The following is a 23,191-nucleotide window of genomic DNA, read 5'->3' on the forward strand; positions in this document are numbered from 1 at the left end:
ACGCCCGGTTACATTTCGAACCCGGAAGCTAAGCCTTTCAGCGCCGATGGTACTGCAGGGGGGACCCTGTGGGAGAGTAGGACGCCGCCGAACAATCTTTGTGGGAAAGCCCCGCACCTTATGGTGCGGGGCTTTTCTGCGTTCTAGATCGGTGAGTAGGCAGTACTCGGTAGGCATCGTGCGGTTTCCGCCGTGTCCCAACACCCTGGCGTCGGCGGTGGAGGAATGCAGGAGTTGCTCGTCGCCTCGAAGCCACCGCTGTCCTCACTATTCCTCGCCAGCTGCGGCGCAGCGCCTGACAGGGGGGCTTGCTGCCACGGGGCTGAGCACTGGCCGAGCGAGGCCCCTTCCCCAACGTACGACCGGAGGCGAACTCCAGCCGTGGCGGAGGGCAACGGCGGGGATTCAGGTGACCGGCTGTACGCAAGCAACGCCGGCCGCGAGTCGCGGGCGGCGTTGCTACAGGCGGCCGGTGGACTTCAGGGTGAGGTAGGCGTCGGCCAGGTCGGGGGCCAGGTGGGTCGGGGTGGCGTCGATGACGGTGATGCCCTGGCGGCGGAGGCGGTCTGCGATGTGGCGGCGGGCGGCGATGGCCTGCTCTGCAGCTGCTGCGGCGTAGACGGCCTGGGGTGAGTGGCGGCCGGCGGCCATTTCCTCGATGCGGGGATCGGCTACGGCGGCGACGATGACTTCGTTGCGCTGGGTGAGGCTGGGCAGGACGGGCAGGAGGGCCTCTTCGACGGGGGCCGCGTCCAGGCCGGTGAACAGGACGATCAGGGAACGGCGCGAGGTGCGGCGATGGATTTCGGCGGCCAGGCCGCGGGCGTCCGCCTCGACGAGTTCGGCTTCGAGGGGCGCGAGGGCGTCGGTCAGTGCCGGGAGAAGATCGCGGGCGGTACGGCCCTGTACGGAGGCGCGGATGCGGCGGTCGTAGGCGAGGAGATCGACGTGGTCGCCGGCGCGTGCGGCCAGCGTGCCGAGCAGCAGGGCCGCGTCCACGGAGGCGTCGAGGCGGGGGATGTCGCCGATACGGGTGGCTGAGGTGCGGCCGGTCTCGAGGACGAGCAGGATGCGGCGGTCGCGTTCGGGGCGCCAGGTGCGGACGGCGAGGTCCTGCCGGCGGGCGGAGGCGCGCCAGTCGATGGAACGGGTGTCGTCGCCGGGGGTGTAGTCGCGGAGACTGTCGAACTCGGTGCCCTCACCGCGTGTCAGGAGGCTGGTGCGGCCGTCGAGTTCGCGGAGCCTGGCGAGTTTGGCGGGGAGGTGCTTGCGGCTGGTGAAGGGGGGCAGGACGCGCAGGGTCCACGGGACGTGGTGACTTCCTTGTCGCGCTGCCAGGCCGAGGGGGCCGTAGGAGCGGACGGTGACGCGTACGGCGTGGTGGTCGCCCCGGCGGGTGGGGTGGAGGGCGGTTGTCAGTCGCCGGCGCTCGGCTGCGGGTATGCGGACACGGTGCCGTGAGGCGGCGATTTCCGAGCCGGGGTGGAAGGAGCTCGGGGGCCAGGCGTCGCGGACGTGGGCGCGCAGGGGACGGCGGCTCGGGTTGGTGAGGGTGAGGTGGGTGCGGGCTTCGCCTGTTAGTCGAACGGTTGTTTCACCGGTTCGGGTGAAACGGAGCGTTCGCACTGGCGCGGCGAGCGCGAGGTCGCACAAAATTGCTAGCAGCAAAGCGAGTTGGACGATCGCGATGCCGAACCAGCTGGGCAGCACGAAGCCGACGAACAGGGCTCCGAGTGCGGAGACGAGGGCGGTGCGTCCGGTGAGGGTCACGGTGTCGCCTCAGCGGGGGACGGGGAGATGTGCGAGTACGGCGTTGATCACGGAGTCTGCGGTGACTCCTTCCATCTCCGCTTCGGGGCGGAGCTGGATGCGATGGCGCAGCGTGGGGAGAGCAAGGGCCTTCACGTCGTCAGGGGTGACATAGTCGCGGCCGGTGAGCCACGCCCAGGCGCGTGACGTGGAGAGCAGGGCGGTGGCGCCTCGGGGGGAGACGCCGAGGGAGAGCGAGGGGGATTCGCGAGTGGCACGGCAGATATCGACGATATAGCCGGTGACTTCGGGTGAGACCGAGGTCTTCGCGACGGCGGCTCGGGCCGCGTCGAGGTCGGCGACGGACGCGACGGGGCGAAGTCCGGCGGCGTGCAGGTCGCGGGGGCTGAAGCCGGCCGCATGACGGGTGAGGATGTCTATCTCGTCGTGCCGGTCGGGGAGTGGGACCGTCAGCTTCAGCAGGAAACGGTCGAGTTGGGCCTCAGGCAGGGGATAGGTGCCTTCATACTCCACGGGGTTCTGCGTGGCAGCGACCAGGAACGGCTCGGGGAGGGGACGGGCTGTTCCGTCGACGGTGACCTGACGCTCCTCCATGGCCTCCAGCAGTGATGCCTGGGTCTTGGGTGGCGTGCGGTTGATCTCGTCGGCCAGCAGCAGATTGGTGAAGACGGGGCCCGGCTGGAAGGAGAACTCCGCGCTGCGGGCGTCGTAGACCAGTGAGCCCGTCACATCACTCGGCATCAGGTCGGGTGTGAACTGGACGCGCTTGGTGTCGAGTTCGAGGGAAGTCGACAGGGCGCGTACGAGAAGGGTCTTGGCGACGCCGGGGGCGCCTTCGAGGAGCACGTGACCGCGGCAGAGGAGGGCGACGACCAGCCCGGTGACGGCGGGGTCCTGGCCTACGACGGCCTTGGCTATCTCGGTGCGCAGGGCCTCGAGGGAGGCTCGGGCGCTGTCAGCGGTCGGGGTGCTCACGGGGGGCGTGCCTCTCTTGGGAAACGATCGAGGATTCGAGTGCGTCGAGCTGGTCGGCCAGCTGCACCAGGGCCCGGTCGTCCGCGGGGGCCGGGCCGAAGAGAAGGGTGTGCGGATCTGTCGCGGGGTCAGCAGCGGGGCGCAAGTGGGTGTGGAGGGCCGGGAGAAGGCGGTCAGGAGTGTGGGTGTGTGTGGGTGGCACGCCGAGGAGGGGGGCGAGCCGGGTGCGGGTTGCGGAGCGCAGGACGGTTGCGGCCCGGTCGCGGGCGTGGGTCTGTTCGTAGAGGCGCGCGTGGCCCTCGGTGGTCTCGGCGGCGGGGACGGTGACGGGGAGGTTTTCGGGGACGAGAGGGCCGAGTCGGCGGGCTCGCCAGAGGGCGGCGAGGCCGGCGGCGATGGTGAGTTGGAGCAGGGCCCAGCTCCAGCCGGAGGGGATGAGATCGAGAAAGCTGCGCTGGTCATGAGCGGATGACGGGTCGCTCACGGAGGGGAGGTACCAGATCAGATGGTGGTGGGCACCGAGGAGTTGAAGGGCGAGCGAGGCGTTGCCGTGCTCGGCGAGGTGTTGGTTGTAGAGGAAGTCGGCGGAGCCGAGGAGGACGGTGTCGCGGCCGGTGCCGGCGGCCGGCAGGTGCAGCAGGGTGGGCCGGCCGCTGACGGGGTAGCAGCGATCGGTGCGCTCGTCGGACGTGGTGTAGCGAAGGCCGCCGAGGAGCACGCTGCCGGCGCGGTGTGCGTCGGGCAGGGAACAGGCGGGACTGCGCGGGGAGTTGCTGGTTGCGGGCTGGGCCTGGACGCCGGGGGCGAAGGTCCAGAGGGAAGCGGAGCCGGGGGCGAGCAGGACGGTGCGCCCGGGGGTGTCGGCAGTTGCGGTGTGGAGGCTCGTCAGCTGTTTCTGCGTCAGGACGTCGGGGTCCGTGATGAGCAGGGTGGTGTCGGGGCCGGACGCGGCGGCGGCTTCCTCGGAGGTGGTGACGACCTGGAGGGAGACGCCCTGGCCGGCCAGGAGCCGGGCCAGCGCACGGCTGCCGGAGCGGTCTGCCGAGCGGGGGTCGAGCCGGCCGTGCTGTTCGCCGGACTGCAGAGCGGCGAGGATCAATCCGCCGATGACGAGGAGGAGCAGCGCGAGCAGGGGCCCTCGGGAGCGGGTCCACAGTCGGCGCGCGGTGAGGGAAGGCGCGGCGGTCTCCGGGGCGGCCGTGGTCATCCGCGGCTCCTGGTCGGGGTGGTGGCCAGGTCGGGCTTGGCCTGCTGGAGCTCGGTGTCGAGGGTGGCCAGGAAGGCGTATGCCTGTTCTGTGCCGGTGCGGCCGCCGTATGTGACGTCGTCGAAGGTGCGGGCGGCGGTGCGGAGTTGGTCGGCGTACCGGGGGAGTGTCAGGCCGGCTTCGGTGGCGGCCTCGTCGGCGGTGCGGCCGGCGGCGGGGGTGAGCAGGGTGCGTTCCTCAAGGGAGAGGACGAGGGCGCGCATGCGGTCCTGGACGGCCTGGCTCCAGTGGCCTGCGGCGGCGTGCCGTTCGGCGGCCGCGCGGTGTTCCGCGGCGGTCCGGGGAGTGTCGGAGAAGAGCGCTCCGCTGGTGGTCGGAGTGCGGCGTACTGCGCCGAGGCGCAGCCGGAGGGCGACGACCAGCAGAAGGACGAAGGCGGCGATGGCGAGGAGGCCGATCCAGCCGCCCGGTGTGGCGCCGGCGGCCGCGCCGAAGAGGTCGTCGACGCGGTCCCAGAGCCAGTCGAGGGCGCGCTGGATCGGGTTGGGGTCGTGCTGGTGGTACCGGGGGTCGGACAGTTCGCGCTCGGCCGCCTCGCGGGCGGGGAGGCGCGGTGTCCGCACCGGTATGTCGTCGTCGGAGCGCGCTATGAGTGATCCGAGCGCGACCATGTTCCCCCCTGTTGTCACCGCATCAGCTCCCCGGTGCGGCATCGGGACCGGCGTCGTCCGCAGTGGTGGCGGGGGCGGTCGGAGCGTGTGCGTTCGGGGTGTCCGCGGTCGGTGCGTCGGTCGCCGGTGCGTCGGTGGCCGGTGCGTTAGCGGGCGCGTCGGCGCCGTAGCCGGGGAGGCCGGCGGCGCGGGCCAGTTCGAGGTCGAGGGCCTCGCGACGGATGCGCTGGTCCACGTAGAGGAGTGCGGTGACGCCGGCGCTGATCGGGAGGGTGATGGTGGAGCTGATCACGGCGCCGATGCCCAGCACGACCAGGAAGGACCAGCCGGTGTCGTTGCTGGTGCCGTTCGCCCAGTCCAGGATGCTCTCACCGCCGATGACGAAGGCGACGATGGTGGCCGGGATCTGGATGATGAACTCGACGATGGCGACCAGGAGGTAGGCCAGCAGCTGGATGCCCAGCACCCGCCACCAGGAGCCGCGTACGAGCTTGGCGGAGCGCCGCATGGAGGCGATGATGCCCTGCTTCTCCAGCATCAGTGCGGGGGAGGCGAGGCTGTAGCGGACCCACAGCCAGATGCCGACGGCGGAGGCAGCGAGGCCGCCGAACACGGTGAGCAGCAGGCCGACGTCCAGCGTGGCGAAGGCGGTGACGAGAAGGCCGGGGGTCAGGCCGACCGCGAAGACGGCCGTGATGAGGAGGGGCAGCAGCACCAACAGGCCGAGGAGGCGCGGGAGCTGGCCGCGGGCGTCGCGCCAGGCTTCGCCGGCCGTTACGGACCGGCCGAGGACGGCGCGGCTCACGATCATGGTGAGCAGTCCGGTGGCGATGATGGTGGCGAGGAGCCCGATCACCGAGGTGATGGCGGATCCGGCGAGCGAGTTCCCGGCCTGGCGCATGGTTTCGCGGACCGGCGGGGTGTTGTTGCTGGAGATCGTGGGTGCGCTGCCGGCGTTCCGGAACCACAGGCCGGTCACGATGGTGACGGCGGTTTGCGAGACGACTGCCACGATCAGCGATATGCCGAGCACGGTGCGCCAGTGGGCCCGCATGGTGGCGACCGCGCCGTCGAGTATTTCTCCGACGCCGAGCGGGCGGAGCGGGATGACGCCGGGCTTGGCCGCCGGAGGCACCGGGGACCAGCCCCAGGGGGCCTGCGGGCCGGGGGCCGGGTGGCCGCCCCAGCCGGGCCGGCCGCTGCCGGACGAGGCGCGGTCGCGGTCGCCGGCGGTGGACCGGCCGCTGTGGTCCCCGGGGCCGCTCTGGCCGGGGATGCCGGCGGGGGCCGACCACTGGCCGGCGGGCGGCTGCTGCTTGGACCAGTTGGGCGGGGTCGGCTGTTCGGCGGCGCCGGGCTTGTCTTCCGTTCCGGGCGTCTGGACGGGCTGCTCCGGTGTGCCGCGGCCCGGCTCGTCGGAGGGGGTGGATCCGGGCGAGGCCCAGCCCGGAGAGTTGTTCATCGTCGCTCCTTCTTGCTGCCGGCCCGCCGTGGCGGCCGGGGTCCGGGGTCCGCGGTGGCAGTCATCGTGTCATGGCGCCGCGCGTTGTGTACCCGGGCCCTGAGAGTGAGAGGACCTTCTGTTCGAGGGGCGGTCGGCGGCAGACTGAAGGGATGGGCGATCAGTACGAGGTATCCGAGGTGGGCGCCGGGACGCTCACCATCCCGTCGCTGCGCTGGGAGGAGTTGCCGGAGGGGCCCGTCGTGGTCCTCCTTGATCAGACCCGGCTGCCGGCGGAGGAGGTGGAGCTGGTCTGTACGGACGTGCCGGCACTGGTCGAGGCGATCCGGTCGCTGGCCGTGCGGGGAGCGCCGCTGCTGGGTATCGCGGGCGCCTATGGCGTGGCGCTGGCTGCGGCGCGGGGCTTCGACGTGGAAGAAGCGGTGGAAGTGCTGGCGCAGGCCCGGCCGACCGCGGTCAACCTGGGCTACGGCGTGCGGCGTGCGGCGGAGGCGTACCGGGCGGCGGTGGCCGACGGCGCCGGAATGCCGGAGGCTGCGGCTGCTGCGCTGGCCGAGGCCCGGGCCGTGCACGCGGAGGACATCGCGGCCAGTGCGCGGATGGCGGAGCACGGTCTGGCGTTGCTGGGCGAGCTGCTGCCGGGCGGCGGTCATCGGATTCTCACGCACTGCAACACGGGCGCGCTGGTGTCCGGGGGCGAGGGCACCGCCCTGGCGGTGGCGCTGGCGGCGCACCGGGCCGGTGAGCTGCGCCGGCTGTGGGTGGACGAGACGCGGCCGCTGTTGCAGGGGGCGCGGCTGACCGCCTACGAGGCGGCGCGAGCCGGGATGGCGTACACGGTGCTGTCGGACGGGGCCGCCGGGTCGCTGTTCGCCGGTGGTGAGGTGGATGCGGTGCTGATAGGTGCCGACCGGATCGCGGCGGACGGCTCGGTCGCCAACAAGGTGGGCAGTTATCCGCTGGCGGTGCTGGCGCAGTACCACCGCGTTCCGTTCGTGGTGGTGGCGCCGACGAGCACGGTGGATCTGGAGACCGAGGAGGGTGCGGACATCGAGGTGGAGCAGCGGCCGGGGCAGGAAGTGACGGAGTTCTCGTTGCCCTTCATGCAGGGCGCCGGGGCGGTCCCGGGGGCCGGTGTGCCGGTGGCGCCGTTGGGCGCACAGGCCTACAACCCGGCCTTCGACGTGACTCCGCCGGCGCTCGTGACGGCGATCGTGACGGAGGCCGGAGTGATCTCCCCGGTCACCCGGGACCGGCTGGCGGAGGTGTGTTCCACGTCACGATGGAGTAAGTCACGATCAGGTAATGGGATGATGGCCGAATGAAGGGACGCGTCCTGGTCGTCGACGACGACACCGCACTGGCAGAGATGCTCGGCATCGTGCTGCGTGGCGAAGGCTTTGAACCGTCGTTCGTGTCGGACGGTGACAAGGCCCTTGCCGCCTTCCGTGAGACCAAGCCGGATCTCGTCCTGCTCGACCTGATGCTGCCCGGACGGGACGGCATCGAGGTGTGCCGGCTGATCCGCGCGGAGTCCGGGGTGCCGATCGTCATGCTCACCGCCAAGAGCGACACGGTCGATGTGGTGGTCGGGCTCGAGTCGGGCGCGGACGACTACATCGTCAAGCCGTTCAAGCCCAAGGAGCTGGTGGCCCGGATCCGGGCGCGGCTGCGGCGTTCGGAGGAGCCGACGCCCGAGCAGCTGGCGATCGGTGACCTGGTCATCGATGTGGCGGGCCACTCGGTGAAGCGCGACGGGCAGTCGATCGCGCTGACCCCGCTGGAGTTCGATCTGCTGGTGGCGCTGGCGCGCAAGCCGTGGCAGGTGTTCACGCGTGAGGTGCTGCTGGAGCAGGTCTGGGGCTATCGGCACGCCGCGGACACCCGGCTGGTCAATGTCCATGTGCAGCGGTTGCGCTCGAAGGTCGAGCGGGATCCGGAGCGTCCGGAGATCGTGGTGACCGTGCGCGGGGTCGGCTACAAGGCCGGGCCCAGCTGAGATGGTCCGGGACGGTTCGGCCCCGGAGGGAAAGCGGGGGCGCACCGTCGGCGCGGCGGGTGATATGTCCTTTTCGGGGAGATTGGTTGCTCGGTTGCTGCGCGGTGGCCAGCTGCTGCCCGACGGCGCGGTGAGCGGCCCGGTCCACCCGTTGCTGCGGCTCTTCAGTCGCTGGGTGCGGCGGCCGCTGCTGCCCGCCCTGCGACTGTGGCGGCGCAACATCCAGCTGCGCGTCGTGGCGACCACCCTGCTCATGTCCCTCGCCGTCGTGCTGCTGCTCGGCGTCGTGGTCGTCGGCCAGGTGCGTAACGGCCTGCTCACCGCCAAGGCGCAGGCCGCGCAGAGCCAGGCCGTGGGCGGCTTCAGCGTCGCCCAGAAGATGGCCGACGGCGCCGACGACACCCGTACCGACGACACCGCCCGCACCGGCAACCGCGGCACCCAGGACTCCGCGACCTGGCTCACCGGCCTGGTCGAACAGCTCGCCAGCGGCGGCCAGGGCGTGTTCTCCGTAGTGGCGCTGAGCTCCGACTCCGACGAGCCGTTCGGCGACTCCAGCCCCGGCACCCGCGGGCCGCGCGCCTCCGGTGACGTCGATCCGGAGCGGAGCGTACCGGCCGAGCTGCGGCGGAAGCTGGACACCAAGTCCGGCACGTTCCGGCAGTACACCCAGATCAAGCGCATCGGGTCGGACGACGGCGTGCCGGCGCTGATCATCGGCAAGCGGCTCAATGACGTCAACAGCAACCAGTACCAGCTCTACTACCTCTTCCCGTTCAGCCAGGAAGAGGAGTCGCTCAAGCTGGTGACGGGCACGCTCGCGACGGCCGGCGTCTTCGTGGTGATCCTGCTCGGCGCGATCGCCTGGCTGGTGGTGCGGCAGGTCGTCACGCCCGTACGGATGGCCGCGGGCATCTCCGAGCGGCTGGCCGCCGGCCTCCTCCAGGAGCGGATGAAGGTCACCGGCGAGGACGACATCGCCCGGCTCGGCGAGTCCTTCAACAAGATGGCGCAGAACCTCCAGGTCAAGATCCAGCAGCTGGAGGAGCTGTCCCGGATGCAGCGCCGCTTCGTCTCCGACGTCTCGCACGAGCTGCGGACCCCGCTGACGACCGTACGGATGGCGGCCGACGTCATCCACGACGCGCGCGACGAGTTCGACCCCGCCACGGCACGCTCCGCCGAGCTGCTGTGGGGCCAGCTCGACCGCTTCGAGTCGCTGCTCGCCGAGCTGCTGGAGATCAGCCGGTTCGACGCCGGCGCGGCCGCGCTGGAGGCCGAGCCGATCGACCTGCGCGATGTGGTGCACCGCGTCATCGAGGGTGCCGAACCGCTCGCCGAGCGCAAGGGCTCCCGCATCGTGGTGCGCGGCGCCGAGCAGCCGGTGATCGCCGAGGCCGACCCCCGCCGGGTGGAGCGGGTGCTGCGCAATCTCGTCGTCAACGCCGTCGAACACGGCGAGGGCCGCGACGTCGTCGTACGGCTGGCGTCCGCGGGCAGTCGCAGTGGTGGCGCGGTGGCCGTCGCCGTGCGCGACTACGGCGTCGGTCTCAAGCCCGGCGAGGCCACCCGCGTCTTCAACCGCTTCTGGCGCGCCGACCCGGCGCGGGCCCGCACCACGGGCGGCACCGGCCTCGGCCTGTCCATCGCCGTCGAGGACGCCCGGCTGCACGGCGGCTGGCTCCAGGCGTGGGGCGAGCCGGGCGGCGGTTCCCAGTTCCGGCTGACGCTGCCCCGTACGGCCGGTGAGCCGCTGCGCGGGTCCCCGATCCCCCTGGAGCCGGAGGACTCCCGGCGCAACCTCGCCGGCCGGGCCGGCGCCGGAAAGACAGGTGCCGCGGCCGGCCAGAAGACCTCCACGATCCCCGTCCAGGCGCGCGCCACGCAGCCGGGCGGCACGGCATCGTTCGCCCCCACGTCATCGGCGGCCCGGCCGGCCGCCGACCCCACGGCGCTGCCCGGGGACGGGACCCGCGTGGTGCCGCAGAGCGGAGGCGCACGGAGCGAACGGGCGGCGCACGACGAGGGCGCCCACATCGACGAAACGGTCCCCCGGGCCGGGGCCGAGCAGGACACCGGACGGGGTGGGGAACGGGAAGGCGGACGGCGTGGACACTGAGCGCGGAAACGAGCGCGGGGTGGGGCCCACGTCCCGGAAGCGCACCCGTCAGCACCCCTCGCAGCCCACTCGTCAGGAGACCCGTAGGCCGAGCGGGCCGGCGCGGAAGCTGGCGCTGCTCGGGTGCGCGACGGTGCTGCTGGCCGGCTGTGCGTCCATGCCGGACAACGGCGACGTCACGGCGGTCGACCAGTCGCCGCGTTCCGAAGGCGACTCCCAGGTCCGGGTCTACGGCGTGCCCCCGCAGGACGGCGCCCAGCCCACCAACATCGTGCGCAGCTTCCTCGACGCGACGACCAGCGACGAGGCGGACTTCCGCACGGCCACCCAGTACCTGGCCAAGTCGGCGCGGCGTACCTGGCGGCCGTTCCAGGTCACCAAGGTGCTCCAGGAACGGCCGAAACCCGAACCCAAGGTGCAGCCCAACCGCGAGGACGCCAAGGGCTACTCGGTCACGCTGTCGGGCAGCCAGGTGGCGACGGTGGACGACAACCACGCGTACACCCCCGAGGAGCGGCCGTACCGCCAGACGATCCACCTCGTCAAGGAGGGGGGCCAGTGGCGGATCGACCGGCTGCCGGACGGAGTGGTGCTCGGGCTGTCCGACTTCCAGCGCATCTACCGCTCCGTCAACAAGTACTACTTCGCCTCCTACGAGTCGGAGTCGGAGGAGCCCAAGGCCAGCCGGGACGTGCTCGTCGCGGACCCGGTCTACCTGCGCCAGCGGATAAAGCCGATCACGGCCAGTGTGCAGGCGCTGCTCTCCGGGCCCACCGACTGGCTGAACCAGGTGACGACCTCGGCGTTCCCGCCCGGCACCCGGCTCGCCGCGCACGACCTGGCGCTGGACGACTCCAACGGCCTGCGGGTCAAGCTCAGCAAGGAGGCGGTCAGCACGGACGCCGCCCAGTGCAGGCGGATGGCGGCTCAGCTCTTCTTCACCGTCCAGGACATGACGCGCGCTTCGAAGATCAGCGAGGTCGAGCTCCAGGACAACAACGGCAACTCGCTGTGCACGCTCTCCCAGGACCAGGCCGAACGCGACTTCGCGCCGGCGCCGCTGACGGGGAGCTCCGCCAAGGAGTACTTCATCGACGCCGACCACAAGGTGGTCGCCATGTCGGACTCGGCGACCGAACCGACGCCGGTGCGCGGGCCGTTCGGCACCGGCAGGACGCCGCTGCGCTCGGTGGCCATCTCGCGTGGTGAGAACACCGCGGCGGGGGTGTCGGGCGACGGCCGGTACCTGTACGTGGCCGCCCTGGAGGACGGCATCGAACGTGGCGCGCCACTGATGACGAGCACCGGCTCGGCCAAGAACCCCGACGAGGGGCTGACCGCGCCGAGCTGGGACGGTCTGGGAGACCTGTGGGTCGCCGACCGCGATGCGCACGGCTCCCGGCTGCTGCGGATGCGGGAGGGCAAGGGCGACCCGGAGCGGGTGGCGGTGCCCGGCCTCGGCGGACGGCGGATCAAGGCGATCAAGGTGGCCGCGGACGGCATCCGGATCGCGATGCTGGTCGAGGACAAGGGGCGCACCACGCTGCAGCTCGGCCGGGTCGAGCGCGGCGGCAGCTCGGCGCATCCCGTGCTGTCGGTGGAGGAACTGCGGCCGATCGCGCCGCAGTTGGAGGACGTGGTGGCCGCCTCCTGGGCGGGCGGCAGCCGGCTGGTGGTCGTCGGCCGGGAGTCCGGCGGGGTGCAGCAGATGCAGTTCATGGAGACCGACGGTTCGGCCTCCGACGCGCAGACGCTGCCCGGGGTCAACGGTGTGAAGGCGGTGGCGGCCTCGGAGGACGAGGACCGGCCGCTGATCGCCGACGCCACGGAGGGCATCGTGCGGCTGCCCACGGACGCGAACTGGAAGACCGTGGCGAAGGACGGGACGGCACCGGTTTATCCCGGGTGACGGTGGCGAGGGCGCGTCATACGTCCTCGGTGACCGCCGGTGACCAGCGGCGTTCGTGCTGATCAGCTGCGGCCGGCGGCCGGCTCGTGGAGTTGTCCACAGGGGTGGTGAGCGCCGGTGGACCGCGGGACAGTGGATCCATGCAGGGGGTGTGGCGCGAACTGGCCGGCCTGGTGTTGCCGGTCGCCTGCGCGGGGTGTGGCCGACCGCGTACGGAGCTGTGCGGGCGGTGCCGTCAGGCGCTGGGAAGGGACGGCCGAGGGGCACGGCGGGTGCGGCCGAGGCCGGTGCCGCCGGGGCTGCCCGGGGTGTGGGCGGGTGCGCCGTACGCCGACGAGGTGCGGGCGGTGCTGCTCGCGCACAAGGAGCGCGGTGCCCTGCGGCTGGCCGGGCCGCTGGGACGGGTGCTCGCCGGGGCGGTGCGGGAGCTGTGGCGCGGGGGCGGGTCGCTGCTGCTGGTGCCGGTGCCGTCGGCCCGCAGGTCCGTGGCGGGCCGAGGCCATGATCCGGTGCGCCGGATCGCCCTGGCGGCAGCCCGCGAGCTGCGCCGGCCGGGGGCGGCGGCTGCTGCTCCTGCGGTGGGGACGGGGGTGGGGGAGGGGGTGGGGCCCCCACCCGAGGAGACAGGCGCCCCACCCGAAGCCCACGTCCTCCCCGCCCTCCGCCAGCTCCGCCCCGTGGCCGACCAGGCGGGTCTGAGCGCCCCGGAGCGGCTGGCGAATCTGGCCGGGGCCCTGGGGGTGCGGCGTGGGGCCGAGCGGCTGCTGAGCGGGCAGCCAGTGGTGCTGGTGGACGACCTGGTCACGACCGGGGCCACGCTGGCCGAGGCGGCCCGGGCGGTCACGGCGGCAGGTGGCCGGGTGATCGGCGCGGCGGTGGTGGCGGCGCCCACCAGCAGCTTCGGGCGCCCCGGCAGCAGCTTCGCCACCGGCCGCAGTCCCCGTAACGACGGCCCCGGCACGGCAGGCGCTGGTCACGACACAGCCCACAGCGGTTACGGCACGGCCCGCGGGCATGACGGCACCCCTGCCGACCGTTCCGGCATCGCCGGGACCCGGCCGGGTACGGCCGACCACCGGACACATTCAACTCGCAAGTAGGAACTTCAACCGGCAAGTAGTGAGGGAGAAAAAATCACTCAAACGGAGCCGAGGGCTGCGAGGGGGTGCCGACAACAGCCCAGGAGAGCTATGTTCGGTTGTGAGGACTTGGCGGACGTTTTGCCTCGGATGTCGCGATGTATGCGTTCAGGGGCGCCGGCGGCGACCCTGAAAAATGGGGGAGTGGAGATCGTGCCGTGTGGGGAGGAGGAGGTGAAAGTGCCAAGTCCGAGGCTTCGGCACCCACCGGAGCCTGGTGCAAGAAGGGATCGCCCCGCTTGCTGAGCGGTGCGATCCGGGAACGGAGTTCTGCGTGGACATCGTCGTCAAGGGCCGCAAGACCGAGGTGCCCGAGCGGTTCCGTAAGCACGTGGCCGAGAAGCTGAAGCTGGAGAAAGTCCAGAAGCTCGACGCCAAGGTGATCAGCCTGGACGTCGAGGTGTCCAAGGAGCACAACCCGCGGCAGGCCGACCGTTCCGACCGAGTGGAGATCACGCTTCGCTCCCGTGGCCCGGTGGTCCGGGCCGAGGCGGCCGCAGCCGATCCCTACGCCGCGCTGGACCTGGCAACCGCAAAGCTGGAGGCGCGCCTGCGCAAGCAGCACGACAAGCGCTTCTCGCGCCGCGGCAACGGGCGCATTCCGGCGAGTGAGGTCGCCGTCAGCGTCCCCGGCGTCGCGAGCCTCAACACCAACGGCGAACTCGCCACCGAAGCCGAAGAGTCGGTGCCGACCACGAGGATGGGATCGATCGACGTCCAGGGCGAAGGACCCCTGATCGTCCGCGAGAAGACCCACTCGGCCGCACCGATGTCGCTCGACCAGGCGCTCAACGAGATGGAATTGGTCGGACACGACTTCTATCTCTTCGTCGACGCCGACACCAAGCTGCCGAGTGTCGTCTACCGGCGGCACGCATACGACTATGGCGTCATCCACTTGAACCCCGATTCGTTCGGGGAGGAGGAGCCCGGCGGCGCAGGCGGCGCGCTGGGCGGCTGAACCCCACTCGCTCGGTGCCCCCGGCGTACGCCCGGGGGCACCATCGTGCCCGGAGATAGCAGGAGTTGAAGCCGTATAGTGTTTGTGCCAGCCAGGCAGTATGTGGGCACCAAACGGCGACATGCCGGGGAGACGGTCGTATGGCGTTGATCGGGCTGGCCGCAGGGGGCTGTTGTCAACCAGCCTTATTTCCAAGCTCTGGCCTTCCGGCCGAGTAGTTGACGGGGAGGATCCATGGGGGAAAGTTTCGGGCCCGTGCGCGGGGACGCGGACGACGACAGCGGAGTCGGGGGCGACGACGGCGCCGGCCGGCCCGTGAGCGTGCCGCGCAAGGAGCCGATCAGGGTCCTGGTGGTGGACGATCATGCGCTCTTCCGGCGGGGTCTGGAGATCGTGCTGGCCCAGGAAGAGGACATCCAGGTCGTCGGCGAGGCGGGGGACGGCGCGGAGGCGGTCGACAAGGCCGCTGATCTGCTGCCGGACATCGTGCTGATGGACGTACGGATGCCCAAGCGCGGCGGTATCGAGGCGTGCACCTCCATCAAGGAGGTGGCCCCCAGCGCGAAGATCATCATGCTCACGATCAGTGACGAAGAGGCCGATCTCTACGACGCGATCAAGGCCGGCGCCACCGGCTACCTCCTCAAGGAGATCTCCACCGACGAGGTGGCGACCGCGATCCGCGCCGTTGCGGACGGCCAGTCGCAGATCAGCCCGTCGATGGCGTCGAAGCTCCTGACGGAGTTCAAGTCGATGATCCAGCGGACGGACGAGCGCCGGCTGGTGCCGGCGCCCCGGCTCACCGACCGGGAGCTGGAGGTCCTCAAGCTGGTTGCCACGGGCATGAACAACCGCGACATCGCCAAGGAACTCTTCATCTCCGAGAACACCGTGAAGAACCACGTCCGCAACATCCTGGAGAAGCTGCAGCTGCACTCCCGGATGGAGGCGGTGGTCTACGCGATGCGGGAGAAGATCCTCGAGATCCGCTGACCAGTTCCGCCGACCGTGAGCCGTTGACCCGGATCCGTTGACCGAGTGCCGCTGACCGGGAGCCGTGGGTTGGCCGGACGGAGCCCTCGTCCGGCGACGGCTGACGGCGGTGCCGGTCGGTCTTCCGGGGCCTCCGCTCCGGAGGGTCTCGGAGGGCGGAGATGGACACGCCCTCCTCGCTCGCCTCCGCTACTCGCCCCCGCGCGTGAGCTCCGTGCGCAGGGCGGCGGCCAGCTGGGGGTCGTCGCAGCGGTCGACGCGTACAGCGTCGCAGCCGACCCAGGTCGCGGCCTCCCGCAGGGCCCGGGCCATGGGGGCGACGGCCTTGCGGTCGCGCATCGAGACCTGGCGGGCGACGAGGGTGGTGCCCTCGCGGGCCGGGTCGACCCGGCCGACCAGCTGCCCGCCGGCCAGCAGGGGCATCGCGAAATAGCCGTGTATGCGCCGCGGGCGGGGGACGTACGCCTCCAGGCGGTGGGTGAAGTCGAAGATCCGCTCGGTGCGCGGCCGGTCCCAGATCAGGGAGTCGAACGGGGAGAGCAGGGTCGTACGGTGCCGGCCGCGCGGTGCGGTGGCGAGGGCGGCGGGATCGGCCCAGGCGGGCTTGGTCCAGGCTTCGACCTCGACCGGGACCAGCCCGGAGTCGGCGATCACCGCGTCGACCTGCTCGCCCTTCAGCCGGTGGTAGTCCGCCAGATCGGCGCGGGTGGCCACGCCCAGTGCCGCACCGGCCTGGGCGACCAGGCGGCGGAGGCATTCGGCGTCGTCGAGGTCGTCGTGGAGCAGCTCGGTGGGGACGGCGCGCTCGGCGAGGTCGTAGACGCGCTTCCAGGCGCGCCGCTCGGTGCAGACCACGTCGCCGGTGTCCAGCAGCCACTCGACGGCGATCTTGGTCTCGGACCAGTCCCACCACTCCCCGCCGTTGCGGCCGCCGCCCAGCTCGGACGTGGTCAGCGGGCCGTCGGCCGCGAGCCGGTCCAGGACGGCGGCGCAGGACCGCTCGGAGTCCTTCATGACGTGCCAGCGGTGGCCCTTGGCGCGCCGGGCGCGGCGGCGGAAGGCGAAAAGCGGCCACTCCTCGATGGGCAGGATGCAGGCGGCGTGCGACCAGTATTCGAAGCTGTGGGGGCGGGCCGCGGGCGTGCCCCCGTCGGCGGTGCTCCAGTAGGCGGCCTCGACGGCGGGGCGGCCGACGGCGCCGAGCCGGGCGTACGGTACGAGCTCGTGCGAGCGGGCCAGCACGGAGATCGTGTCGAGCTGCACCGCCCCCAGGTGGCGCAGCACGCCGCGGACGCCCGCCCGGCGGTCCGGGGCGCCCAGGAGGCCCTGCGCCCGCAGCGCCAGACGGCGGGCGTCGTCGCGGGACAGGGCGGTCTCCGGCTTCGGCCGGTGCGGTGGCTGCGTCGCGGTGGTCATGTTCGCAAAGCGTAGGGGCGGGCACTGACAACGCCCGGCCGAAGCCGGTGACCTGCGGGGACGGGGCGGATGGGTCAGTGCGGGTACGGCAGGTACGGCGTCGTGTCCGCGGCCGGCCCGCCCGCCCCGCCGCTGCCCTCGGCTCCCGTCCCGGTGGCCGAGTCCCTGTCCGGGGCCGTGGCCAGGTCGTAGGGGAGCAGGGAGCCGATCCATATGTCCCGGCGGGTGCCCTCGCGCACCAGCTTGGCGCGCAGGGTCCCCTCCATGTGGAAGCCCAGTTTCCGGGCGACGGCGCGGGAGCCCTCGTTGCCGGCCTCCGCGTGCCATTCCAAGCGCTCCACGCCCAGCTCGTCGAAGGCCCAGCGTGCCACCGCGCGGGCGGCCTCGACGGTGTAGCCGCGGCCGCGGTGCTCCTTGGCGGTCCAGAAGCCCAGTTCGGCCTGGCGTTCGGGGGCGCGCAACTGGGCGAGGCGGATCAGGCCCATCGAGCCGATCAGGGAGCCGTCGGCCCGGGAGACCATGGCGAAGGCGTAGGCGGTGTCGTCCCGCCAGCCCTCGGGGACGGCCGTCCCGACGAACTGCTCCGCGTCCCGGAGGCCGTAGGGTGAGGGCACGGTCGTCCAGCGCGGGATGTCGGGGTCCTGGCAGGCGGCGTACACCGCGGGCGCGTCGGACGGCTCGAAGGGGCGCAGCACCAGACGCTCGGTCCTGAGGGTGACGGGCTTCATGATCTGAGTCTGCAAGTTCGCCCGAGGCGCCGCGAACGGTTTACGCGTGATTCGCGGCACCTGCCCGGCACCTTCTCCGGGGCTCGTGCGTTGCACGTGAGGAGGGGAAGGCGGGGTTCGCTGCGGCGGACCTCCCGGCCCGGCGGCGTCCTCCCTTACGATGGCCGTTGCGGCGGGGCCTGCCCCCTTGGAAAAATGCCGCGCCCGCGCACTCGACCGTGCAGGCCCGACCGGCAAGGAGACCAGCCCAAGTGTCCGTCTTGACGAAGATCATGCGTGCAGGCGAAGGAAAGATCCTGCGCAAACTGCACCGCATCGCGGGCCAGGTCAACTCCATCGAGGAGGACTTCGCGGCCCTCTCCGACGCCGAGCTGCGGGCGCTCACGGACGAGTACAAGGAGCGGTACGCCGACGGTGAGAGCCTCGACGACCTGCTCCCCGAGGCGTTCGCCACGGTCCGTGAGGCCGCCAAGCGCGTCCTCGGCCAGCGGCACTACGACGTCCAGCTGATGGGCGGCGCGGCCCTTCACCTGGGATACGTCGCCGAGATGAAGACCGGTGAGGGCAAGACCCTGGTCGGTACCCTCCCGGCGTATCTGAACGCGCTGTCCGGCAAGGGCGTCCACCTGATCACGGTCAACGACTACCTGGCCGAGCGTGACTCCGAGATGATGGGCCGGGTCCACAAGTTCCTGGGCCTGAGGGTCGGTTGCATCCTCGCCGACATGACGCCGGCCCAGCGCCGCGAGCAGTACAGCTGCGACATCACCTACGGCACGAACAACGAGTTCGGCTTCGACTACCTCCGCGACAACATGGCCTGGTCGCAGGACGAACTCGTCCAGCGCGGCCACAACTTCGCGATCGTCGACGAGGTCGACTCGATCCTCGTCGACGAGGCCCGTACGCCGCTGATCATCTCCGGCCCGGCGGACTCGGCCACCAAGTGGTACGGCGACTTCGCCAAGTTGGTGCAGCGTCTCAAGCGCGGCGAGGCGGCCAACCCGCAGCGCGGCGTCGAGGAGACCGGCGACTACGACGTCGACGAGAAGAAGCGGACCGTCGGCATCCACGAGTCCGGCGTCAGCAAGGTCGAGGACTGGCTGGGCATCGACAACCTGTACGAGTCGGTCAACACCCCGCTCGTCGGCTACCTCAACAACGCCATCAAGGCCAAGGAGCTCTTCAAGAACGACAAGGACTACGTCGTCATCGACGGCGAAGTCATGATCGTCGACGAGCACACCGGCCGTATCCTCGCCGGCCGCCGCTACAACGAGGGCATGCACCAGGCCATCGAGGCGAAGGAAGGCGTGGAGATCAAGGACGAGAACCAGACACTCGCCACGATCACCCTGCAGAACTTCTTCCGCCTCTACGACAAGCTCTCCGGCATGACCGGTACGGCCATGACCGAGGCCGCCGAGTTCCACCAGATCTACAAGCTCGGTGTCGTCCCGATCCCGACGAACCGGCCGATGATCCGCAAGGACCAGGCGGACCTGATCTACCGCACCGAGACCGCGAAGTTCGACGCGGTCGTCGAGGACATCGTCGAGAAGCACGGCAAGGGCCAGCCGATCCTGGTCGGCACGACGTCCGTGGAGAAGTCCGAGTACCTCTCCCAGCAGCTCAACAAGCGCGGTGTGCCGCACGAGGTCCTCAACGCCAAGCAGCACGACCGGGAGGCGTCGATCGTCGCCCAGGCCGGCCGCAAGGGCGCCGTCACGGTCGCCACGAACATGGCCGGCCGCGGTACGGACATCAAGCTCGGCGGCAACCCCGACACCCTCGCCGAGGCGGAGCTGCGCCAGATGGGGCTCGACCCGGTCGAGCACGTCGAGGAGTGGGCGGCCGCGCTGCCCGCCGCCCTGGAGCGCGCCGAGGCCGCGGTCAAGGCGGAGTTCGAGGAGGTCAAGGAGCTCGGCGGGCTGTACGTGCTCGGCACCGAGCGGCACGAGTCGCGCCGGATCGACAACCAGCTGCGCGGCCGCTCCGGCCGTCAGGGCGACCCGGGCGAGTCCCGGTTCTACCTCTCCCTCGGTGACGACCTGATGCGGCTGTTCAAGGCCCAGATGGTCGAGCGGGTCATGGCGATGGCCAACGTCCCCGACGACGTCCCGATCGAGAACAAGATGGTGACCCGGGCGATCGCCTCCGCCCAGTCGCAGGTCGAGCAGCAGAACTTCGAGACCCGCAAGAACGTCCTGAAGTACGACGAGGTGCTCAACCGCCAGCGCGAGGTCATCTACGGCGAGCGCCGCCGGGTCCTGGAGGGCGAGGACCTGCAGGACCAGATCAAGCACTTCATGGACGACACCATCGACGCCTACATCCAGGCGGAGACCGTCGAGGGCTTCGCGGAGGAGTGGGACCTGGACCGTCTGTGGGGCGCGTTCAAGCAGCTCTACCCGGTGAAGGTGACCGTCGAGGAGCTGGAGGAGGAGGCCGGCGACCGCGCGGGCCTGACCGCCGAGTTCATCGCCGACGCCGTCAAGGACGACATCCACGAGCAGTACGCCGCCCGCGAGGAGCAGCTCGGCTCGGAGATCATGCGCGAGCTGGAGCGCCGGGTCGTGCTGTCGGTCCTGGACCGCAAGTGGCGTGAGCACCTCTACGAGATGGACTACCTCCAGGAGGGCATCGGCCTGCGGGCGATGGCCCAGAAGGACCCGCTGGTCGAGTACCAGCGCGAGGGCTTCGACATGTTCACCGCCATGATGGAGGGCATCAAGGAGGAGTCCGTCGGCTACCTGTTCAACCTGGAGGTCCAGGTGGAGCAGCAGGTCGAGGAGGTCCCGGTGGAGGAGGCCGCGGAGCTGCCCGCGCAGGAGGCGGTGCCCGCCGGTGCGGGGCGTCCCGAGATCCACGCCAAGGGGCTGGAGGCGCCGCAGCGCCCGGACCGGCTGCACTTCACCGCTCCCAAGGTGGACGGCGACGGCAGCGTCATCGAGGGCGACTTCATCAGCGACGAGGAGCCGGGCGCGCCGGCCCGTTCCGAGGCGGACGGGCTGACCCGCGCGGAGCGGCGCAAGGCCCAGAAGAGCGGCGGCCGACGCCGCAAGAAGTGAGTACGGGACGGTGACCGGGGCCGGGCGGAGCACGCCCGGCCCGGACCGTGCGGGGCGCCTCGGCCGGAGACCGGCCGGGGCGCTTTCGTCTGCGGACGGCCGGGTCATGACACCGGACCCGGGAGGGCGGGTGCGGGGCCGATGTCGAGGGCGGCGCAGCGCCAGCGGGAGTCGGCGCCCAGCTCCAGCCGGAAGGCCAGGGCGCGCAGCCGTTCGCCGGTGGTGATCCGGGCGAACGCCTCGATGACCCCGCGCCGCGGCCGGCACAGCCCGCACTCGCGGACCGCCGGCACGGGCCCGCGCCGCCCGGGCCCCAGGACGGGCCGCAGCGGCGCCTCGGGGGCGAGCTCCGCCAGCCGGTCGTAGGCGGCGGGCAGCGCATGCCCCAGCAGGGCGTGGACGGGCCGCTGGCCGCTGAGTGTGAGCACCAGCTGGTGGGCGAACCAGAGGTGCGGCCGGCCCTCCTGTGCCCGGCGCTGGGCCCCGACGGTGGGGAGCGGGACGGTACGGGCCGGCCCGCGGCCGGCGGGGACGGGTCCGCGGCGTGTCGTGCCGGGGCGGCGCCCGCGCGACCCGGGGCCGCTGCCGGCCGGGCCGAGGGGGCCGCGGCCTGCGGGGGAGGGCCGCCGGGGGCGGGGGACGGTCGGACCGCCGTCCCGTCCGCCGGCCGGTGCGATGCCCGGTGGTGGCGGGGCTGCGTCTCCCGTCGCGCCGTTTCCGCCGGTCCCGGAACTGCCCCCGGGCTGGGTGTGGTCCCCGAGCACGATGTCGTCCCCGGCCATCTGGCCGTTCCCGGTCATCGTGTCGTCCCTGGTCATGTGGTCCCCCTTCGTTCCCGCCCCGATTACTGGGCGGTAGCTTTTTCGGTGGGGATCTTCGTATCGGCGGGGGCGGAGCGGCGGCAAGGCGCGGGAACCGGCCCGGTACGGGGGCGCGGGATTCACTCTTCCGTGGCGCGGGCCCGGCACAGAGCCTCTGCGGGCCGCTCCCGGAGGGTGCCGGGCCGGGCCGCGGAGCCGTCGGGCGGGCGGCACGATGGGGGACTCCCGCCCGTATGCTGGCGGGACAGTCCCCCACACCGAGCGAAACGAGCGGAAGCGGCTGCCATGCGCGTCTATGTCCCCCTGACCCTCTCCGGTCTCGCAGAGGCGCACAAGAACGGTGAGCTGGGCCCCGGCCCGCTGGCCGCGTTCGCCGTCACGCCGGCGCTGCGCGAGTGGTACGTCTCGGACGACATCGAGGAGCTGGAGTACGCGGCGCTGAACCGCGCGGCCCAGGCGTCGCTGCGTCAGCTCGCCGGCGACCCGCAGGCCCCGCGGCGGCGGGTCGTGGTCGCCGTGGACGTGCCGGACGGTGCCGCGGTGCCGGACCCGGACCGCGGGCTCGACCCGTCGGCGCTCGGCGAGGTGCGGGTTCCCGGGCCGGTGCCGCTGTCGAAGGCCGCCGCCGTGCACGTCGACGCCACGGACGCCGAGGCGGACGTCGCGGCCGCCGCGGCGGCGCTGGGTGCGGCCGATCAGGGCGACGACGACGCGCAGTTCACGGTGGACGGTGCCGAGGACCACGACCTGATGTGGTTCGGGCTGCAGGAGATCTCCCAGCTGATCGCCTGAGGGCCGGAGCGCGGCGGGGCGGGCCGGGCCGGCACAGGCCGTCACGGGCGTCCGGGGCGCGTTGTCGGTGGGCCCGGGTACTTTTTCTTCAGGGGAGATGCCCGGACCGCACGAGAGGTCCGGGCACGGGAAGCGACCTGGGGAAAGCATGCGGAAGTACGCGACACACATCGTCTGGGACTGGAACGGCACCCTGTTCCACGACATCGACGCCGTCATCGGGGCGACCAACTCCGCGTTCGCCGAGATCGGACTGGAGCCGATCACGCTGGAGTTGTATCGCGAGCTGTACTGCGTCCCCGTGCCGCGCTTCTACGAGCGGCTGATGGGACGGCTGCCGTCCGAGGCCGAGTGGCTGGTGATGGACGAGACGTTCCACCGGCACTACTCCGAGCACCGGCTGGCGTGCGGGCTCGCCGAGGGCGTGGACCTGCTGCTGGAGGCGTGGCAGACGGCCGGCGGCAGCCAGTCGATCCTCAGCATGTTCGGGCACGACGAGCTGATACCCCTGGTCCGGGGCTTCGGGATCGAGTCGCGGTTCGTGCTGGTCGAGGGCAGGACCGGGCCGTCCGGCGGCACGAAGGCGGCGCAGATGGTGCGCCACCTGGCGGCGCTGACGGAGGTGGACCCGGGCCGTACGGTCGTGATCGGTGACGCGGTGGACGATGCGGTGGCCGCGCGGGAGGCGGGCGCCTCGGCGGTGCTCTACACGGGCGGTTCGCACAGCCGCGCCAGCCTGGAGACCGCCGCGGTGCCGGGAGTCCCGGTGGTCGACACCCTCGCCGAGGCCGTGGAGCTCGCGGGCGCCATGGTGGCGTAGGGGGCGCCTCCCGGGACTTGGGGGGCCGGGGGCTCCGGTGGCTCCGGCGCTCCGATGGCCGGGGGCTCCGGTGGTCCGGCGGGAGGGACCGCCCCGGGCGCGTCGCTTTCCGGCCAGGCATACGCCGGGCCGGCAGTACGTTGTCCAAAAGGACTAAGTTCGGGCAGAGGTTTTGTACTCCCACGGCCCATGACGGCACCCGTACCGGGAGCGATAGCCTTGCACCGTGATCAGCGCGATAACCCGCGGGGGCGTCGAGGCCCCTGCCGTGCGCCCGGGACACTTCCGTGACCGGGCGGTCGCTGGTCGTTGCGGCCGACACTTGCTGCCGACTTCGT

The 23,191-nt window shown here is 71.8% G+C and carries 19 protein-coding genes and 1 rRNA gene; 11 read left to right on the plus strand and 9 right to left on the minus strand.

Features of this window, described 5'->3' with window-relative positions:
• A 5S ribosomal RNA gene (gene rrf / locus ACZ7MX_RS23695) occupies positions 1-93 on the plus strand; the annotation flags it as partial.
• Positions 94-459: 366 nt separating this feature from the next.
• On the opposite strand, the gene ACZ7MX_RS23700 is transcribed toward rrf, so the two are convergent.
• From ACZ7MX_RS23700 to ACZ7MX_RS23720, 5 genes are read right to left on the minus strand one after another with little or no spacing between them, the layout of a single operon-like run.
• Positions 460-1,770 carry a DUF58 domain-containing protein gene (locus ACZ7MX_RS23700; RefSeq protein ID WP_472135110.1) on the minus strand — a complete coding sequence of 437 codons (1,311 nt, stop codon included), beginning with the start codon at positions 1,768-1,770 and terminating at the stop codon, positions 460-462.
• A 9-nt stretch (positions 1,771-1,779) separates the two neighbouring features.
• Positions 1,780-2,745, minus strand: a complete 966-nt coding sequence (locus ACZ7MX_RS23705) for an AAA family ATPase (protein ID WP_472135112.1) — start codon at positions 2,743-2,745, stop codon at positions 1,780-1,782.
• Positions 2,726-3,952 (minus strand): DUF4350 domain-containing protein, encoded by a 1,227-nt coding sequence (locus tag ACZ7MX_RS23710; protein ID WP_472135114.1) that lies wholly within the window; start codon positions 3,950-3,952, stop codon positions 2,726-2,728. The genes ACZ7MX_RS23705 and ACZ7MX_RS23710 overlap by 20 nt, the downstream gene beginning before the upstream one ends.
• A complete protein-coding gene (locus ACZ7MX_RS23715; protein ID WP_472135116.1) occupies positions 3,949-4,623 on the minus strand; it encodes a DUF4129 domain-containing protein in 675 nt (224 codons plus the stop codon). Before ACZ7MX_RS23715 ends, ACZ7MX_RS23710 begins: the two co-directional genes overlap by 4 nt.
• A gap of 22 nt (positions 4,624-4,645) precedes the next feature.
• On the minus strand, positions 4,646-6,085 hold the full coding sequence (locus ACZ7MX_RS23720; protein WP_472135118.1) for a DUF7544 domain-containing protein: 1,440 nt from the start codon (positions 6,083-6,085) through the stop codon (positions 4,646-4,648).
• A 152-nt stretch (positions 6,086-6,237) separates the two neighbouring features.
• Between ACZ7MX_RS23720 and mtnA the strand changes: the two genes are divergently transcribed.
• From mtnA to ACZ7MX_RS23740, 4 genes are read left to right on the plus strand one after another with little or no spacing between them, the layout of a single operon-like run.
• Complete coding sequence (mtnA, locus tag ACZ7MX_RS23725; protein WP_472135120.1) at positions 6,238-7,410, plus strand: S-methyl-5-thioribose-1-phosphate isomerase; 1,173 nt, start codon at positions 6,238-6,240, stop codon at positions 7,408-7,410.
• Positions 7,407-8,084: a two-component system response regulator MtrA gene (mtrA, locus tag ACZ7MX_RS23730; protein WP_006605255.1), complete on the plus strand. Its 678-nt coding sequence runs from the start codon at positions 7,407-7,409 to the stop codon at positions 8,082-8,084. The genes mtnA and mtrA overlap by 4 nt, the downstream gene beginning before the upstream one ends.
• A gap of 1 nt (position 8,085) precedes the next feature.
• Entirely contained in the window at positions 8,086-10,203 is a 2,118-nt protein-coding gene (gene mtrB, locus ACZ7MX_RS23735; RefSeq protein WP_472135122.1) for an MtrAB system histidine kinase MtrB, read from the plus strand.
• The gene (locus ACZ7MX_RS23740) at positions 10,193-12,112 is read left to right on the plus strand and encodes an LpqB family beta-propeller domain-containing protein (RefSeq protein ID WP_472135124.1); all 1,920 of its coding nucleotides are present in this window, start codon (positions 10,193-10,195) and stop codon (positions 12,110-12,112) included. The genes mtrB and ACZ7MX_RS23740 overlap by 11 nt, the downstream gene beginning before the upstream one ends.
• 16 nt (positions 12,113-12,128) lie before the next feature.
• On the opposite strand, the gene ACZ7MX_RS23745 is transcribed toward ACZ7MX_RS23740, so the two are convergent.
• Positions 12,129-12,254 carry a hypothetical protein gene (locus ACZ7MX_RS23745; protein WP_472135126.1) on the minus strand — a complete coding sequence of 42 codons (126 nt, stop codon included), beginning with the start codon at positions 12,252-12,254 and terminating at the stop codon, positions 12,129-12,131.
• On the opposite strand from ACZ7MX_RS23745, the gene ACZ7MX_RS23750 reads away from it, so the two are divergent.
• The 3 genes from ACZ7MX_RS23750 (at position 12,253) to ACZ7MX_RS23760 (ending at position 15,205) form a co-directional block, all read left to right on the plus strand.
• Positions 12,253-13,212: a ComF family protein gene (locus tag ACZ7MX_RS23750; RefSeq protein ID WP_472135128.1), complete on the plus strand. Its 960-nt coding sequence runs from the start codon at positions 12,253-12,255 to the stop codon at positions 13,210-13,212. The genes ACZ7MX_RS23745 and ACZ7MX_RS23750 overlap by 2 nt on opposite strands.
• 313 nt (positions 13,213-13,525) lie before the next feature.
• Entirely contained in the window at positions 13,526-14,212 is a 687-nt protein-coding gene (hpf, locus tag ACZ7MX_RS23755) for a ribosome hibernation-promoting factor, HPF/YfiA family (protein ID WP_030416868.1), read from the plus strand.
• 234 nt (positions 14,213-14,446) lie between these two features.
• Entirely contained in the window at positions 14,447-15,205 is a 759-nt protein-coding gene (locus tag ACZ7MX_RS23760; protein ID WP_030416867.1) for a response regulator, read from the plus strand.
• Positions 15,206-15,394: 189 nt separating this feature from the next.
• Here the strand turns inward: ACZ7MX_RS23760 and ACZ7MX_RS23765 are convergent, their stop codons facing one another.
• Together ACZ7MX_RS23765 and ACZ7MX_RS23770 are read right to left on the minus strand one after the other, a co-directional pair.
• Entirely contained in the window at positions 15,395-16,621 is a 1,227-nt protein-coding gene (locus ACZ7MX_RS23765) for a winged helix-turn-helix domain-containing protein (protein ID WP_472135130.1), read from the minus strand.
• A gap of 74 nt (positions 16,622-16,695) precedes the next feature.
• Complete coding sequence (locus ACZ7MX_RS23770) at positions 16,696-17,349, minus strand: GNAT family N-acetyltransferase (RefSeq protein WP_472135132.1); 654 nt, start codon at positions 17,347-17,349, stop codon at positions 16,696-16,698.
• A 251-nt stretch (positions 17,350-17,600) separates the two neighbouring features.
• Between ACZ7MX_RS23770 and secA the strand changes: the two genes are divergently transcribed.
• A complete protein-coding gene (gene secA / locus ACZ7MX_RS23775) occupies positions 17,601-20,420 on the plus strand; it encodes a preprotein translocase subunit SecA (protein ID WP_472135134.1) in 2,820 nt (939 codons plus the stop codon).
• Between the two features lie 104 nt (positions 20,421-20,524).
• Here secA and ACZ7MX_RS23780 read toward each other — a convergent pair whose 3' ends face one another.
• Positions 20,525-21,238 carry an Rv3235 family protein gene (locus ACZ7MX_RS23780; protein ID WP_472135136.1) on the minus strand — a complete coding sequence of 238 codons (714 nt, stop codon included), beginning with the start codon at positions 21,236-21,238 and terminating at the stop codon, positions 20,525-20,527.
• Between the two features lie 288 nt (positions 21,239-21,526).
• Between ACZ7MX_RS23780 and ACZ7MX_RS23785 the strand changes: the two genes are divergently transcribed.
• Entirely contained in the window at positions 21,527-22,033 is a 507-nt protein-coding gene (locus tag ACZ7MX_RS23785; protein WP_472135138.1) for a DUF6912 family protein, read from the plus strand.
• Between the two features lie 148 nt (positions 22,034-22,181).
• Entirely contained in the window at positions 22,182-22,853 is a 672-nt protein-coding gene (locus ACZ7MX_RS23790; protein ID WP_472135140.1) for an HAD family hydrolase, read from the plus strand.
• Positions 22,854-23,191: the final 338 nt, after the last annotated feature.

It is taken from the genome of Streptomyces sp. NPDC107765 (assembly GCF_055657085.1).

Bases quoted from the DNA above. Each gene is read 5' to 3' on its own strand.
- ACZ7MX_RS23710 (WP_472135114.1), bottom strand. From the start codon at position 3,952: ATGACCACGGCCGCCCCGGAGACCGCCGCGCCTTCCCTCACCGCGCGC.
- ACZ7MX_RS23715 (WP_472135116.1), bottom strand. From the start codon at position 4,623: ATGGTCGCGCTCGGATCACTCATAGCGCGCTCCGACGACGACATACCG.
- ACZ7MX_RS23720 (WP_472135118.1), bottom strand. From the start codon at position 6,085: ATGAACAACTCTCCGGGCTGGGCCTCGCCCGGATCCACCCCCTCCGAC.
- mtnA (WP_472135120.1), top strand. From the start codon at position 6,238: ATGGGCGATCAGTACGAGGTATCCGAGGTGGGCGCCGGGACGCTCACC.
- mtrA (WP_006605255.1), top strand. From the start codon at position 7,407: ATGAAGGGACGCGTCCTGGTCGTCGACGACGACACCGCACTGGCAGAG.
- mtrB (WP_472135122.1), top strand. From the start codon at position 8,086: ATGGTCCGGGACGGTTCGGCCCCGGAGGGAAAGCGGGGGCGCACCGTC.
- ACZ7MX_RS23750 (WP_472135128.1), top strand. From the start codon at position 12,253: ATGCAGGGGGTGTGGCGCGAACTGGCCGGCCTGGTGTTGCCGGTCGCC.
- ACZ7MX_RS23745 (WP_472135126.1), bottom strand. From the start codon at position 12,254: ATGGATCCACTGTCCCGCGGTCCACCGGCGCTCACCACCCCTGTGGAC.
- ACZ7MX_RS23760 (WP_030416867.1), top strand. From the start codon at position 14,447: ATGGGGGAAAGTTTCGGGCCCGTGCGCGGGGACGCGGACGACGACAGC.
- ACZ7MX_RS23765 (WP_472135130.1), bottom strand. From the start codon at position 16,621: ATGACCACCGCGACGCAGCCACCGCACCGGCCGAAGCCGGAGACCGCC.
- ACZ7MX_RS23770 (WP_472135132.1), bottom strand. From the start codon at position 17,349: ATGAAGCCCGTCACCCTCAGGACCGAGCGTCTGGTGCTGCGCCCCTTC.
- ACZ7MX_RS23780 (WP_472135136.1), bottom strand. From the start codon at position 21,238: ATGACCAGGGACGACACGATGACCGGGAACGGCCAGATGGCCGGGGAC.
- ACZ7MX_RS23785 (WP_472135138.1), top strand. From the start codon at position 21,527: ATGCGCGTCTATGTCCCCCTGACCCTCTCCGGTCTCGCAGAGGCGCAC.
- ACZ7MX_RS23790 (WP_472135140.1), top strand. From the start codon at position 22,182: ATGCGGAAGTACGCGACACACATCGTCTGGGACTGGAACGGCACCCTG.